This is a genomic window from Shewanella sp. YLB-07 (genome assembly GCF_009377275.1).
In genome coordinates this window covers 151,944-167,945 of sequence record NZ_VOQB01000012.1, presented here as the reverse complement: position 1 = coordinate 167,945, position 16,002 = coordinate 151,944, and the positions used below count along the sequence as shown (strand labels likewise).

Genomic DNA, 16,002 nt, shown 5'->3' with positions numbered 1-16,002 from the left:
ATCAGATGGATCTAACGGACATTTAATATGGAAATCGATCTCAGTCAATTCAGTCAGGTATTCTTCGAGGAAAGTCTAGAAGGCTTAGACGCCATGGAGTCTGAACTGCTTAACCTCGACGTTAATAACCCCGACGAGGAAGCTATCAACACCATTTTCCGTGCAGCGCACTCCATCAAGGGAGGCAGTGCTACTTTCGGTTTCAGCCAGGTCGCTAATTACACTCATCTGCTGGAAACCCTACTCGATGAGATCCGTGATGGCCGCAGACAGATGACCAGCGAGCATCAAGACATGCTACTGCTCTCCGTCGATCTGCTGCGAAATATGTTCGATGCCTTGATGCGAAAAATCGACTTCGACGACCCCCTCCTCGCTCAGCTAGAGAAGCAATTTACTATCGAAATAGACAAAGGCACTAAGGGCTCAGTCTCTGAAGAGCTGGATTCTAGTAGCGATACATTGGCAGAACAAGAAACGCCCGGTCTCCTACGTTGGGTCATTGATTTTCAGGCGGGTATCGACATACTGCGATGTGGCAATGATCCTTACCTCATGTTCAACGAACTCAGGCAGTTGGGAGAACTCAGTGTCTGCTTGGCCGGACATTCGTCACCTGAATTTAATGATATAGATCCCGAGGCTTGTTATCTCAATTGGCAACTCGAACTCATTACAGACCAGCCCTTAGAGCGACTAAAAGAGGTATTCGAATGGGTCGAAGATGAGTGCACCATCAATTATTCCTCTAGCCCTGTCATTAATGATAATACCGAGCAAGATGATGAACTCTCAAATAGAGACCCCGCCGAAGCGGCTAGTTCTCAGGAACAGCAAGGAAGCGAAGCAGTCCAGAGAGAGTTAGAGAGTAATAAAGTCGATGAGGCCCAAGGGCCCAAACCTAAGGCGGTCTCTCAGGCTAAAACTCCTGAGACCAGCTCGATTCGAGTCAGCATAGACAAGATAGATCTGCTGATAAACATGGTAGGTGAACTGGTTATCACCCAAGCCATGCTTGGCCAGATAGGCCAGCAGGATAAGATAGACGAAGAGTCACTCATATCACTCAAACAGGGACTGGAGCAACTCGCCACCCATACCCGGGATCTGCAAGAGAGCGTCATGCAAATCCGAATGCTCCCCATCAGCTTCGCCTTCAACCGCTTCCCCAGGCTCGTCCGCGATATCGGTCAGCAATTAGGGAAGAAAGTGAATCTAGTGCTGAAAGGGGAAGATACCGAGCTAGACAAGACTGTGATGGAGAAAATCGTCGACCCTATGGTACACCTGGTGCGTAACTCATTGGATCATGGCCTGGAAACACCGGAAGAACGCCTCGCCAAGGGCAAATCAGAAGCTGGCACTATCACCCTCAACGCCTTTCATCAGGGCGGAAGTATCATCATAGAGATCATAGACGATGGAGCTGGCTTGGATACCGACAGAATTCTTCGCAAGGCCAGAGAGAAAGGGCTCGTCGGTCAGGAGGAAGAACTCAGCACAGAGGCAATCCACAAGTTAATTTTCAAGCCGGGGTTTTCCACCGCCGATGCGGTCTCAGATCTCTCGGGACGCGGTGTGGGCATGGATGTGGTCAGACGAAACATCAATGAACTCAATGGCAGCATAGAACTTAAATCCAGCCAAGATAAAGGCAGCCGTTTCACCATCAGGTTACCTCTGACACTCGCCATACTCGATGGCCAGCTAGTCAGGGTGGGCAAGCATATTTATGTGGTGCCTCTGGTTTCCATTCATGAATCATTACAGGTTGAACCTAGCAAAATAAACCGTCTCAGCGACGGCCATGAACTGATACAACTCAGAAACGAATACCTGCCGGTGATCAAGGTGTACCAAGAGTTTTGCCACACCTCTGATGCCAAAGAGATCAAAGACGGCCTGGTCATGGTAGTCGACTCCAATAACGAGAAGATAGGTCTACTGGTGGATGAACTCTTGTCACAGCAACAGGTGGTCATCAAGAGTCTGGAAGATAACTACAACCGGGTTCCAGGCGTATCGGGCGCCACGATTCTCGGTGATGGCACGGTCGCACTCATCATAGATGTTACCGGATTAGTGAGTATGGCCGGTATTGCCAGTATGAAAGAAGACGCAGCCTAACAAGGCTCAGAATTAACACGCTAGATAGCGCTAAAGATATCAAATTAAGGAAGATGGAGCTTGGAGCAATGACAGAGCAAACTCAAAGTATGCAGCCCCAATATGAGCAGGGGATAAAGCAAGATAACGATGAAGACAGCCAGCAGTACCTGACCTTCATCATGGCCAACGAAGAGTACGGAGTCGAAATACTATCGGTACAGGAGATCCGGGGCTGGGAGTCCACCACAGTGATCCCCAATGCACCCAGTCATGTGAAGGGGGTAATTAATCTGCGGGGCACCATAGTTCCCATCATAGACCTCCGCCAACGCTTCGGCATCGAGGTCTTAGATTATGGTGCTACTACTGTCGTTATCGTGGTCAAAGTTGCCATGGCTAACGAACATAAGGTCATAGGCATAGTCGTCGATGCGGTTTCCGATGTATTCAGCGTCAATAATGACGATGTACGTGACGCACCCAATTTCGGTGAAGACACAGATCTATCTTTCATCAAGGGCTTGACCAATGCCGGTGAGAAGATGGTTATTTTACTTGATATCAATAGATTACTCGGTAGTGAAATCTTACCCGAGGCAGAACAACTCTCTAACTTAATCAATACGCTTGATGCTCGCCAGCAGCAAGCGGTTAATGCGTAAACTGGTATAACGAGGATAAACGAATGGAAGCACAAAACTCCAACCTATCAAATGTAAACAGCTTACCAGTTGCCGGATTGGTGGTCAGCGTCGTTGCATTAGGGTTATCATTTGCAGGACAAGCAGGAAGCTGGGTTGCAGCAACCCAAATTATTGCAATCGTACTCATAGCCGCCGGCGTCATCAAGTTTAACCGCTGGCATAAGATGTTTGAACAGGCGTTAACCGAGGTCAGTAACGCCTTGATCAGCAATGAAGCACCTAAATTTTCAGACTTATCCCTGCCTGGTTGGGAACTTCTCACCAGCCGAATAGACGAGTTATATCAGAAACGTCAGCGGGACGAGACTAGTCTGAAGGCATTAGACATCTGTAACGCCAACGTCATGATGGCCGATGCAGATCACAACATCACCTACCTCAATGACGCGGTCAACGTCATGATGACCAAGAATGAGAAGACGCTACAGACCGAACTAGCTAGCTTCGATGTGAAAAAGTTAGTCGGACAGAATATCGATATTTTCCATAAGAACCCTGCTCACCAGAGACGCATGCTCGACAGTTTAACTACCACCTATGAAACCACCATCCAGGTCGCTGGACTTAACTTTAACCTGATCGCCAACCCTATCTTCAACGATGGTGTTCGCACTGGAACCGTGGTTGAGTGGCAGGACATCACGGCTAAACTCGCCCGTGAGGTCGAAGAGAAACAACAGGCCGCCGATACCAATCGCATCAAGCAGGCACTGGACGTATGTAAAGCCAACGTCATGATGGCCGATGCCGACTACAACATCATCTATTTCAACGAATCACTCAACGAGATGCTCAGCGATAACGAGCGCACACTGCAGCAGAGTCTTGCCAAGTTCGATATGAAGACATTATTGGGCACTAATATAGATATCTTCCATAAGACCCCCGCTCACCAGAGAGGCATGTTAGACAGGCTCACCAGCACTTACGCCACCAGCATAGAAGTATCAGGACTCACTTTCGATCTCATCGCCACCCCAGTATTCGATGATGGTGAAAGAACAGGAACCGTAGTCGAATGGCAAGATGTCACGGCTAAACTAGCCAAAGAGAAAGAGGAGGCGCAACAGGCCGCCGATACCAACCGTATCAAGCAGGCACTGGACGTGTGTAAAGCCAACGTGATGATGGCCGATGCCGATTACAACATCATCTATTTCAATGATTCCCTCAACCAGATGCTCGGCGAAAATGAGAAGACGCTAAAACAGAGCCTAGCCAAGTTCGATATGAAGACCTTAATGGGCAGCAATATCGATATTTTCCATAAAAACCCGGCTCACCAGAGAGGCATGTTAGATAGGCTCACGGAAACCTATGCAACCAGCATACAAGTCTCCGGACTCACCTTCGAGCTCATCGCCACCCCGGTATTCGATAACGGTGTCCGAACAGGTACTGTGGTGGAGTGGCAAGATGTCACCGCTAAGTTGGCGAAAGAGAAAGAGGAGCAGCTGCAGGCCGCAGAGACAGGCCGTATCAAGCAGGCACTGGATGTATGTAAGGCAAATGTCATGATGGCCGATGCGGACTACAACATCATCTACTTCAACGAATCACTCAACGAGATGCTCAGCGAGAATGAGAAGAGCCTGAAGAAGAGCCTGAGTCGCTTCGATATGCGCACTCTGATGGGCAGTAATATCGATATCTTCCATAAGAACCCAGCTCATCAACGCGGCATGTTGGATAGGCTCACGGAAACCTTCGAGACCAATATAGAGGTGTCGGATCTCACCTTCGGTCTCATCGCCACCCCAGTGTTCGATAATGGCGAGCGCACCGGCACCGTTGTCGAGTGGCAAGATTTGACCGTCAAGTTAGCCAGAGAAGCCGAAGAGCAGCAGCTCGCAGCAGAAAATGCCCGCATCAAGCAAGCACTGGACAATGTCTCCGCCAATACCATGGTGGCAGATGCCGATCTTAACATCATCTATATGAACAATGCCGTGGGTAACATGTTCAGAAATGCACAGTCCGACATAGTCAAAGATCTGCCTAACTTCGATGCCAATAATCTTATGGGGGTTAATATCGATGACTTCCATAAGAATCCGGCCCATCAACGAGGCCTGCTTGGTGGGCTCACATCCACCTATTCGAGCCAGCTATCCGTTGGAGGGCGTACCTTCAAGGTGGTGGCCAATCCCATCAAGGATGACAATGGTGAACGCATAGGCACAGTCGTCGAATGGACCGATCGCACCGCAGAAGTTGCCATCGAACATGAGATAGATACCATCATCTCATCGGCAGCGGCTGGTGACTTGAGTCATAGGGTCTCCACCGAAGGCAAGGACGGCTTCTTCCTCAACCTCTCTAACGGCCTAAACCGCTTAGTGGGTATCGCAGATAACGTCATCTCGGATGTGGTCAACATGTTCGACGGCTTAGCTAAGGGGGATCTTACCCGTCAGATAAACGGTGAATACGAAGGCCAGTTCGGTAAGCTACAAACAGATGCCAACGCGACCGTATCCAGACTCACCGAAGTCTTAGGCGGCATCAATGAGTCGGCCAACACAGTAACCTCAGGGGCCGAAGAGATAGCTCAGGGCAACGCAGACTTGAGTCAACGAACCGAGGAGCAGGCCGCATCTCTGGAAGAGACAGCGTCCAGCATGGAAGAGATGACGGCGACAGTCACCCAAAGCGCCCAGAATGCCACCCTGGCTAATGAGTTGGCCCAGGAAGCTAACTCTAAGGCCGAACATGGCGGCAAGGTGGTTGAACAAGCCGTCTCAGCCATGGAAGCCATTAACGACTCTAGTAAGCGGATATCCGATATTATCGGGGTTATCGACGAGATAGCCTTCCAGACCAACCTACTCGCGCTTAACGCCGCCGTCGAGGCTGCACGAGCGGGCGAGCAGGGACGCGGCTTTGCGGTAGTGGCTGGCGAGGTGCGTAATCTTGCTCAACGAAGTGCCGGCGCTGCCAAGGAGATCAAGGAGCTTATCCGTGACAGTGTGGGCAAGGTTACCGACGGTACCCAGTTAGTGAACCAGTCTGGTGAAACCCTGGAAGATATCGTGCAGGCGGTCACTAAAGTCGCCGACATGATAAGCCAAATAAGTATCGCCTCGGATCAGCAGTCTGCTGGTATTCAAGAAGTTAACAAGGCCATCTCCCAGATGGATGAGATGACCCAACAGAACGCCGCACTGGTGGAGCAGGTCTCGGCAGCGGGTGAAGCCATGGCCGACCAAGCCAGGAACATGAAAACCCAGCTTGGCTTCTTCCAGACTAGTGGCAATACGAGCTCAGGTATGGCATCTGCGCCACTGGCCCTGGTCTCTGGAGACACCCACGGCAACCTCAGCATCAGTAAAGAGGAGTGGAACGAGTTTTAACACTTAGTTCATAACAGGTAGGGTTTGATCCATAGACAGACCTTGTTTTCATGCAGGGTTTGTCTATCTTCTGTGACTGCAGGTGATTTATTTCAGATATCACAAAAAGTAGATATCGACATTAAACTGAAGACCATAGACGAAAAAAATCTTCTATTTATCAAGGTCTACCTATTCCCTGTAACGGCAGCAGGTTATTACAAAAAAGGAGGTATCGACATTGGAGATCATAGACGAAAAGGAATTTTCTATGACACAGCAAGACTTCGATTTTATTCAGAGTCTTGCTTACCAAGAGACTGGGATAGTTCTTCCTGAAAGAAAGAAACATATGGTCTATTCCAGACTCAGTAGACGCCTCCGCCATTTAGGTTTGAAAAATTTTAATCAATATTGTGACCATGTACAGAGCGAACCTGGCGAGTTAATGAATTTTGTTAATGCGCTGACCACGAACCTAACCGCTTTCTTCAGAGAGGAGCACCATTTCGACTACCTGGATAAAGAGATAGCACCATTATGGAGAAGACGACGCAACAAGCGTTTACGGGTCTGGTCTTCAGCCTGCTCAACCGGCGAAGAGCCTTATAGCATCGCCATGACACTGGCAGATCATTTTTCCGGAGCCGAATGGGATCTAAAAATACTGGCCACAGATCTCGATACTAATGTGCTAAGCAAGGCAGCTAAAGGCTGTTATGCCGAGGACAGTATCACAGGTCTACCAGAGCGATATCGTGAAAAGTATATAAAAACGACCCCAAATGGTATCCTGATGAAACAGAGTATCCAAAAGAAGATCCACTTCAAACAACTCAATCTGCTGCAAAAGTGGCCCATGACTGGTCCCTTCGATGTGATTTTTTGCCGTAATGTGCTCATCTACTTCGATAATGAAACCAAGGCCAAGATCATCGCTAAATTTAGAAAACTGCTCGCCCCGGACGGACTGCTCTTCATCGGACATTCAGAAACTCTGACAAATATATCAGATGAATTCGAGCTTATTGGCCAAACCATGTATCAGCCACTACGAGGCGGTCACGCCAAGATTCATGGAGAGAGAAAAAAAGCCCTTACGGGTTAAAAACAACAAGCAAGCTTATGACTATGACCGTTGGCCAAAGCCAGGATGCAGATTAGACCACAAGGATGAAACTATGATTAGCGTGTTAGTGATCGATGACTCTCCACTAGTAAGGCAATTGCTCAGTCATCTGTTAAACGATGCCGACGATATAAAGGTTGTCGCCACCGCAGAAGATCCCTATGAGGCGCGCAATTTGATCAAGAAGTTCAACCCAGATGTGCTGACCTTAGATATCGAGATGCCCAAAATGGACGGCATCGCCTTTTTAAGAAATATCATGAAACTCAGGCCTATGCCTGTGATCATGGTATCGACCCTAACGGCCAAGGGGGCAGCAGTTACCTTAGAGGCGCTCTCGATAGGTGCTGTCGACTTTATCTCAAAACCTAAGTCAGATCTCACCAATCAACTTATGGGTTATAAGCAAGAACTCATAGACAAGGTTCGCCTCGCCTATAAGAGTAACGCGCGCCCCAAGTCCCGATCTGCTCCAACGATTAAGCCGCTTAATGGTGAAATGTTCAGTAACAGACTCATAGCCATAGGTGCCTCCACTGGCGGCACCGAAGCGATCCAGAGTGTGCTCATGCGAATGCCATCGAACACACCACCTGTGGTGATAGCTCAACATATTCCGGCAGCATTTAGCACCTCATTTGCCAAGCGTCTGAACAACAATTGCGCAATGAAAGTGATAGAGGCTCAGGGGGGAGAACAGCTCAAGCCTGGAACCGCCTACCTGGCCCCCGGCAGCAAGCACATGATAATCGAACGTAAAGGCGGCTTACTCTTCACCAAACTCGTCGACAGTGACCCTGTTAACCGCCATAAACCTTCCGTTGACGTGCTGTTTAATAGTGTCGCCGAGTCCGCCGCTAAATCCACCATAGGCATAATTCTGACCGGAATGGGCAAAGATGGTGCCAAAGGATTACTGAACCTGAAAAACAAGGGCTCTTACACTATCGCCCAAGATGAGGCTAGTTCGGTGGTATGGGGAATGCCTGGAGCAGCGGTAGATCTGGACGCTCATCACGAGCAGATGCATCTGGATAAGATCCCGCAAAAACTACTATTCCTGCTGAAGACGGAAAACAGTAAGGCGAGTTAAAACATGAGTTCCTAGGCTCTAGAATCTAGGAACTAGGACCTCTCTCCCCTATTCCTTTCTCCATGACCCATCGTCCTCGGGACGCACCCAAGCCTGAGAAAACCAGTAATACCCAGACTTGCTCTTGCTCGGCACAGTGCAATTATATCTGGATCTTCCCGGTGGCAGATCAAACTCAGCACGAATGGAAAATTCGTTTTCACTCAACCAGAGTGGCTTCTTAGCGCCTTGACCCTGAATGAAACACATCATCTGATGGGGATAGATATCACTCATATCCAAACTGATCTTGAGCTCAGGTCGCCAATTTCCATCTTTAAGTTCAGGGTCATTAGGTGTTATCGATAAGACAGGCATATTCAGGCTGTGCATCTTCACCTTGAGACTCGCGAGATCGGCATAGACACCTGCAACAGGGAAACGCGGCAGGGCCGTCAGAGACGAATACGCCCCGGCTGCACCAGACTGCTGACCTAAGCCAACAAAGCCATTGCGACTGAGCATATCCTCGAGAGCCTGATTATATTCACCATAGGGATAAGCCAACATCTTGTGATCTTGTCCTGTGGCCTTGCTAATTTCGGCTTCGGTCTCGAGAATATTAGTCTCGATACGCGACATCCACTGAGCTTCTGATTCTCCTGCCGACTTACGAATAAGATGCTCGTGCCCCCAGCTATGATTGGCTATCTCGGCCCCCTCTTTCGAGAGTTCAATCAACTCCTCCCAGCTCATCATCTCACTGTATTTAGCCTTGATAGGCTCAATCGAGACAAATAGCGTGTAGGGAAAACCGTATTCCTTTAAGATAGGATGCGCCGTCTCGGCAATGCTCTTATAGCCATCATCGAAGGTGATCACTACAGTGTTTTCCGCTATCGCCTTCTGGTTTCTAATCGCGTCCACAACCTGAGACAATGGCGTCACGATAAAACCATTATCGGCCAGGTACTGCATCTGCTCCTTGAACTGAGCTGGTGTCACGCTGGTGATGGCCGGAGTTTCCTCCGACACATGGTGATACTGTAAGATCACCGCAGCCTGAGCCGTGAAGGCCTGAAACGATAAACTGAATAACACCAGAAGCGTTATCATGACATTCTTAAACATAATTAAAACCTCTGAGATGATATGACCCCTGTCGAACTGATCCGTAACAAACAGAAAAATAGACAGCTACTGGCACTCGCCCTGCCCATGATATTGTCCAATATCACTGTGCCCCTGCTAGGCCTGGTAGACACGGCAGTCGTGGGCCACCTAAGCAATGCTTATTACCTGGGTGGGGTCGCTGTTGGGTCAACGATTATCACCTTAATTCTTTGGATGCTGGGCTTTCTTCGTATGGCAACCACAGGGCTAGTCGCCCAATCTTATGGCGCCGGAGACACACAAGCCCAATATAAATTACTGCTACAAGCTGGCAGTTTAGCGCTTATTCTAGGGCTAAGCGCCGTACTTCTGCAACTCCCCATTCTCAATACCGCCCTGATGCTCACCGATGCAAGTCTCGAAGTGCAGAGGTATACCCGGGAATATTTTGAGATAAGGATCTGGTCGACTCCCTTCGCCCTGCTCAATCTGGTGCTATTGGGCTGGCTACTTGGCAGGCAGCAACCTAAGGCCGCCATGTGGCAGTTAATCGTCGCCAATCTGGCCAATATAATCCTGGATTTGCTGTTTGTCCTCGGCCTGGGCTGGGGTGTTCAAGGGGCTGCACTGGCCTCTGTGTTTGCCGATATGTCCGGCTTCCTGGTTGCCTTAACCATGGTCTATAAACAAGTTCAGAAAACGGGTGGTTTCGACTTTTTCAAGCTGTGTAAGAGCCTCAGCTTAACCAGCTACCATAAACTACTCAGCCTCAATGCCGACATATTCGTTCGCAGTCTCTGCTTGCAGATCGCCTTTGCCTTTATGACATTTCATGGTGCCAGCTTAGGGGACAACACCGTCGCCGCTAATGCCGTACTGCTCAACCTCTTGCTGCTAATAAGCTATGCCCTGGACGGTATAGCTTATTACGCCGAGGCCGAGGTGGGTAAGGCCTATGGCCAGAGAAATAAGACGAAGATGCGAGAAGCTGTCACTCTGGCCTGGTTCTGGTCGGCCATTTCGGCAATCTTATTCACCTTAGTATTCGCCTTCGGCGGAGAAAGTATCATCAAGATGCTGACCAACATTGAAGAGGTGCGCTCGGTCGCCGATGAATATCTATTTTGGATTGTTTTACTCCCAATCCTCTCCTTCGGCTCTTATCTCTTCGACGGCGTCTACATAGGGGCAGCCAAGGGCAAGGTGATGCGAAATAGCATGATCATCTCGACATTTGGCGTATTTTTCCCGGTATGGTTTTTCCTGCAAGACAATGGTAATCATGCACTATGGGCCGCCATGAGCTGCTTTATGCTAGCCAGAAGCATAACCCTGACACTGCATTATCGATATAAATTGAGAGATGCAGAGTTTTAGGTTTTAGCAGACAATAAAAAAGCGAGTAGGCTAATAGCCGACTCGCTTTTTTGTTACTCTTTATAATCTGGAACAAGGGCTTATGCCCTCGAATCTAGAAGCTTCCTTTACTGATACGAGTGCTCGCCAGCCTGGTGCTCGGTAATGTCTTTAACGCCTGTTAGTTCGCCTGGGAACATATCGAGTAACTGCTTTTCGATACCATCCTTCAGGGTCACATCGACCATAGAACAACCGTTACAACCACCACCGAACTGCAGAATAGCCACGCCTTCTTCAGACACTTCCATTAGCATGATGTTGCCGCCATGGCTTGCGAGTTGTGGGTTGATCTCAGACTGGATCACATATTCGATGCGCTCGTTAAGTGAGGCATCGCTACTAACTTTACGCATCTTGGCATTAGGTGCCTTGAGGGTAAGTTGTGAACCCAATTGGTCGGTAACGAAATCTATGCTGGCATCTTCAAGGAAAGGTACACTCTTCTCGTCGACCATAGCATTGAAGCCTGTAAACTCTAGCTCAGTATCATCGGCTTCAACGGCATCTGGTGGGCAATATGAGACGCCACATTCAGCAGTAGCAGTACCAGGACTGATTACAAATACACGAATATGAGTTCCTTCGGGCTGATCTGCTAACAAGGTAACAAAATGAGCCTGAGCTGCATCGGAAATGGTGATCATTAAGACATGCTCCGTCTGGTAAAACTTGACTGTTTTAGTAAGATATAGAGGTATGATACTCCGACTCAGGGCAGCTTTGTAGTCCCTTTGTAAATTGCTTTGACCTTTTAAAAGAGACAATGGAAGAATTTTTCAGCTAGATGTCAGTTTTTATTCGGCATTATCTCAGAGATAACCTAGCTTTAACTGTGGCAATAATCTACGCCAACTGATAATTTAACCTTATATTACAAGTATAAAGAACACCATATATGTTTAAAACTGGCCTTTTCCTGCTGACCTTACTCTGCTCACTGAGCCTGGCTTCTCCTGTCATAGCGGCAGATTTACAGAAGGTGATCCCGCTCTCAAATTCGAATTTAGATCCTGTGATCACCTCGCCGGACTCCTTTTTAGGCTACCCGCTGGGGCAATGGCACCTGCGTCATGACCAAGTCAACTATTACCTGAAGCAACTTGCCAGCGATAGTGACAAGGTATCCATAGAGCATACGGGTCAAAGCCATGAAGCCAGGCAACAACTCACGGCCGTTATCACTTCGAGTAAGAATCAGGCAAAGTTAGACGAGATTTTGACACAGCGTCGAGCCGTTAAATCCGGGGCGACACAGGATGGTCCCTTAGTCATCTGGCTGGCATATTCCATTCATGGGGATGAGGCCAGTGGTGCCCATGCCGCCTTGGCCCTCAGTTATTTTCTAGCCTCCAGCAGAGATGAATGGGTTGAAGACTTGCTCGATGAAGCCATTGTATTGATCACCCCGAGTCAGAACCCGGATGGCATGGACAGGTTTTCAACCTGGACCAATAACTACCGCGGCCAGACCGATGTCAGTGATAGCAACCATAAGGAACACAGACAAAATTGGCCCAATGGCAGAACCAACCACTACTTTGCCGATCTTAATCGTGATCTCTTGTTCCTCAGACACCCAGAAACCCGAGGTAGAGTCGCTCTATTCCATAAATGGCAACCTCACTATGTAGGAGATTTTCATGAGATGGGTCGGGATAGGAATTACTTCTTCCAACCCGGGGTTCCATCGCGCACCAACCCTGCGACCCCGAAGACTAATCAGGCTCTGACGGAGAAGCTGGCTCATTTCCATAGAGCAGCCCTAGATGAGTTAAAGCAGAGCTATTTCAGTCGTGAGGCGTTTGACGACTTTTACTATGGTAAGGGCTCAACTTATCCGGATATCAACGGCTCTGTTGGCATCTTATTCGAACAAGCTAGCCCCAGAGGACAGGTACAAATTACTCAAAACGGCAAGCTAAGACTCAGCCAAGCCATCAATAATCAAGTCGCCACCTCTATATCGAGTCTAAAAGGCAGTCTGGAATTAAAAGATGAGCTGATTGAATACCAGAGTGAGTTTTATCAGGGGCGAGACAAGGTCCTACAGCGAGGTCGTCAAACAGGCTTCCTTCTTGGTGCTCCCGCTAACCGAGAACGTATTGAAGATCTCACCCAAGTGTTGACCCAACACAAGATCAAATTTTACTATCTGACTGAAACAGTTCGCCAAGGAAGTCAGGACTTTGCAGCCAATAGCAGCGTGTTTATCCCTATCAATCAGCCCCAAAAGAGCCTACTTTTAGCCCTGTTTGATAACAGCACAGAGTTCGAAGACCCAACTTTTTACGATGTCTCAAGCTGGAATCTGGAACACGCCTATCATCTACAAATGGTACGCAACAGCAAATTAGATATAGATGTACTTTCCAGACAAGCTCCTGCTAAGTTCAATTTTCAGGTGAATGAACAAGCCGTAGCAGTACTCGTCAATTGGCAGCAAGATTTGGCAGCCCCCATGCTGCAGGCCTTGTTACAAGATAATGTGACCGTCAAATTTGCTAAGAAACCCTTTATTATAGAGGTAGCTGGAAAGGCTCATAAATTTCCTGCTGGCACCTTGCAAATACCACTAAAACAGCCCGGAATTTCTCTGGATGAGATCAATAACAAGCTAGTTAAGTTGAGCAAACAATATCCACTGACCTTGTATTCGGTTACGACTAGCGCCGCCATATCCGGCATCGACTTGGGCAGCCCTAACTTCAAGGTAATAAAACCCATAAAACCTTTGTTAATCACGGGTCGGGGCACAGATGCCTCCGAAGTGGGTGAACTGTGGTATTACTTGGACCGCAAACTTGCAGTCCCCGTGACCTTAATCGATGCGGGTCATATTTCCAAAATAAAGTTAAACCGATACACACATGTGATCATGGCAGGTGGAACCTACTCCTCTTTAGATGAGAAATTTTCCAGAAAATTAGGTCAGTTCACCTCAGATGGTGGCACAGTGATCGCTCAGAAAGGCGCGTTAACTTGGTTGAATAAAAATAACCTGCTCAAGAGTGCTATCAAAGGAAAACGTTTCTATAAACAATTATTCGACACCAGAGGTTTAAGCTATGGAGATAAGGAAAAACTCGCTGCACGGCAATCCATAGGCGGCGCCATAGTGGAACTCGCACTCGACCCCAGTAGTCCAATAAACTTTGGCATACGGGGCAATAGACTTCCCATATTAAAGAATAAGGCTATAGGATTAACCACCAGCTCGACCCCCTTCACTGTCGCGGCTAAATACGCCGATGAACCTCTGCTCAGCGGCTATCTTGCCAAAGAATATCAGGCCAGTTTCTCTAATAACCCAGCCATAGTCCTGGAGACTCGAGGCAAAGGTGCCATAGTCGGCCTCGCCGATAACCTGATGTTCCGCAACATCTGGCTAGGCTCAGAAAAAATATACGCCAATGCTCTCTATTTCGTCCCCGCATTGAATTAATAGCAGATCCTAGTTCCTAGTTCCTAGTTCCTAGAATCTAGAAACTGACCTATTTATAATTATTTACCTAATCTAAGAGTCCTGGTGCTTCTGCTCTCGCCAAACACCATACCTGCACATGAATATGCCGCCTCTCGAACAGGGAGGCAATCTCTTTTGCCGTGGTGCCCGTCGTCACCACATCATCTATTAAGGCGATGCGCTGATAGGGAAAATTATCATCAAGATGAAAGGCACTTTTAAGGTTTTTACGTCTCTGCTTACCGGTTAAACCAGCCTGAGACTGAGTATCTAACCTTCTCACTAGACCATGAGTCTCGATGGGAATATTGAGCTGCTTACTAAGAGTATCGGCAATTATCCAGGCCTGATTGAAACTACGGGCCTTTAGCCTCTTCTCATGTAGCGGCACAGGCACCAGAACCTGAGGACGTTGAATTAACCCTGCCGCTTCTAATTTATGAATACGCGCAATTAGTGCACCGGATAAAGCGGGCAGTCCCGCGAACTGGGCTCGATACTTGATTAGACCTACCCATCGGCCTAAACCTTGGTGATAACTACAAGGGGAGATAACCAGCAGGGGCTCAGTTGACAAGCACACACCACAATAGCGCGATTGGATCTGTAAACCACGTCCACAACCTAAGCACACTGGCTGTTGGTAGAGGCCAGAATTTAAACAGATAGTACAGATCCCGGTACCTGGAAGAGTCACGCTTTGATGGCACATAAGACAACGATTGGGTAAACTTGCCGCCAGCCACTGCTTCACGCATTCTAGCCCCCTCTGTAGGGCTTTCTCTCCATAAGGCTTTAGTCTGGTGAGCTTAGCTGTTTTCATCAATTTCCCACTAAGAGGTAGATAAGTGAGTCAAGCACAACTGCATATAGAATCTATAGGCCCGGTATCTGCTCCGCAAATTGTCATGCTTCATGGCTGGGGAATGAACAGCGCTGTCTTTACGCCACTTCACCTGTCTCTGTCTGAGTATAGGGTGCACTATGTGGATCTGCCCGGCTTTGGCCATAGCTCAGCCATAGAAGGCGACATCTATGATTGGCTGGAGGCACTGATTACACACCTCCCAGATAAGGCTATCTGGGTAGGTTGGTCTCTGGGAGGACTCCTGGCTACATTAGCAGCACTAAACTACCCTGGTAGAGTCAGAGGACTCGTGACCATAGCTTCATCCCCCTGCTTTATGGCCCGGAAAGAGGAGAAATGGCCTGGGATCCCACCCCAAGTCCTGACTGAATTTGGAGAATCCTTGTATAAAGATCTCGGTAAGACAATCGAACGATTCCTGGCGATTCAGGCAATTGGCAGCGCAACGGCGAAAGAAGATATCAAGCAACTTAAAAACTTGGTGCTCTCAAGGCCACTTCCAGACTCCCGAGCCCTGGTTCAGGGATTAAAAATGCTGGAGTGTGTCGATCTCAGACCTAAGCTAGATCAGATTAATCAGCCTTGGCTGAGGATCTGGGGTCGGTTAGATGGACTAGTCCCCAGACGCGTACCTCCTCTCATGCCGGTGAATGACACGCTTTACCAAGATCTCATACTGCCGAAGGCTTCTCACGCGCCCTTTTTCTCTCACAAAGATGAATTTTTAGTCGGTTTTGTGACCTGGATAGAAGAAATTTCGAATTAAGCCCTCAACGAACTCACATAGCTTTAT

General features: G+C 48.3%; 11 protein-coding genes. 8 read left to right on the top strand and 3 right to left on the bottom strand.

Translation table 11 applies throughout. The features are described 5' to 3' along the window. Window positions 1-27: 27 nt before the first annotated feature. The 5 genes from FS373_RS23220 to FS373_RS23200 all read left to right on the top strand — a co-directional run bounded on the left by FS373_RS23220 (window position 28) and on the right by FS373_RS23200 (window position 8,367). Entirely contained in the window at window positions 28-2,127 is a 2,100-nt protein-coding gene (locus FS373_RS23220; protein WP_152830721.1) for a chemotaxis protein CheA, read from the top strand. A gap of 68 nt (window positions 2,128-2,195) precedes the next feature. After that, entirely contained in the window at window positions 2,196-2,771 is a 576-nt protein-coding gene (locus tag FS373_RS23215; RefSeq protein WP_144044452.1) for a chemotaxis protein CheW, read from the top strand. 206 nt (window positions 2,772-2,977) lie between these two features. Further along, window positions 2,978-6,166, top strand: a complete 3,189-nt coding sequence (locus tag FS373_RS23210; protein WP_152830744.1) for a methyl-accepting chemotaxis protein — start codon at window positions 2,978-2,980, stop codon at window positions 6,164-6,166. Window positions 6,167-6,416: 250 nt separating this feature from the next. After that, a complete protein-coding gene (locus FS373_RS23205) occupies window positions 6,417-7,253 on the top strand; it encodes a CheR family methyltransferase (protein ID WP_144044451.1) in 837 nt (278 codons plus the stop codon). Window positions 7,254-7,326: 73 nt separating this feature from the next. Then, entirely contained in the window at window positions 7,327-8,367 is a 1,041-nt protein-coding gene (locus FS373_RS23200) for a protein-glutamate methylesterase/protein-glutamine glutaminase (RefSeq protein WP_152830720.1), read from the top strand. 48 nt (window positions 8,368-8,415) lie between these two features. On the opposite strand, the gene FS373_RS23195 is transcribed toward FS373_RS23200, so the two are convergent. Then, window positions 8,416-9,477 carry a polysaccharide deacetylase family protein gene (locus FS373_RS23195; protein WP_144044449.1) on the bottom strand — a complete coding sequence of 354 codons (1,062 nt, stop codon included), beginning with the start codon at window positions 9,475-9,477 and terminating at the stop codon, window positions 8,416-8,418. A gap of 21 nt (window positions 9,478-9,498) precedes the next feature. Between FS373_RS23195 and FS373_RS23190 the strand changes: the two genes are divergently transcribed. Next, window positions 9,499-10,836, top strand: coding sequence for an MATE family efflux transporter (locus FS373_RS23190; protein WP_144044448.1), 1,338 nt, complete (start codon window positions 9,499-9,501; stop codon window positions 10,834-10,836). A 107-nt stretch (window positions 10,837-10,943) separates the two neighbouring features. Here FS373_RS23190 and nfuA read toward each other — a convergent pair whose 3' ends face one another. Beyond that, window positions 10,944-11,522: a Fe-S biogenesis protein NfuA gene (gene nfuA, locus FS373_RS23185; RefSeq protein WP_144044447.1), complete on the bottom strand. Its 579-nt coding sequence runs from the start codon at window positions 11,520-11,522 to the stop codon at window positions 10,944-10,946. Window positions 11,523-11,773: 251 nt separating this feature from the next. Here nfuA and FS373_RS23180 point away from each other — a divergent pair, with 251 nt between their 5' ends. Beyond that, window positions 11,774-14,320: a M14 family zinc carboxypeptidase gene (locus FS373_RS23180; RefSeq protein WP_152830719.1), complete on the top strand. Its 2,547-nt coding sequence runs from the start codon at window positions 11,774-11,776 to the stop codon at window positions 14,318-14,320. 67 nt (window positions 14,321-14,387) lie between these two features. On the opposite strand, the gene FS373_RS23175 is transcribed toward FS373_RS23180, so the two are convergent. Next, window positions 14,388-15,164 (bottom strand): ComF family protein, encoded by a 777-nt coding sequence (locus tag FS373_RS23175; RefSeq protein WP_152830718.1) that lies wholly within the window; start codon window positions 15,162-15,164, stop codon window positions 14,388-14,390. Between the two features lie 25 nt (window positions 15,165-15,189). Here FS373_RS23175 and bioH point away from each other — a divergent pair, with 25 nt between their 5' ends. Further along, complete coding sequence (gene bioH / locus FS373_RS23170; RefSeq protein ID WP_322619557.1) at window positions 15,190-15,975, top strand: pimeloyl-ACP methyl ester esterase BioH; 786 nt, start codon at window positions 15,190-15,192, stop codon at window positions 15,973-15,975. The last annotated feature ends 27 nt before the right edge of the window (window positions 15,976-16,002 follow it).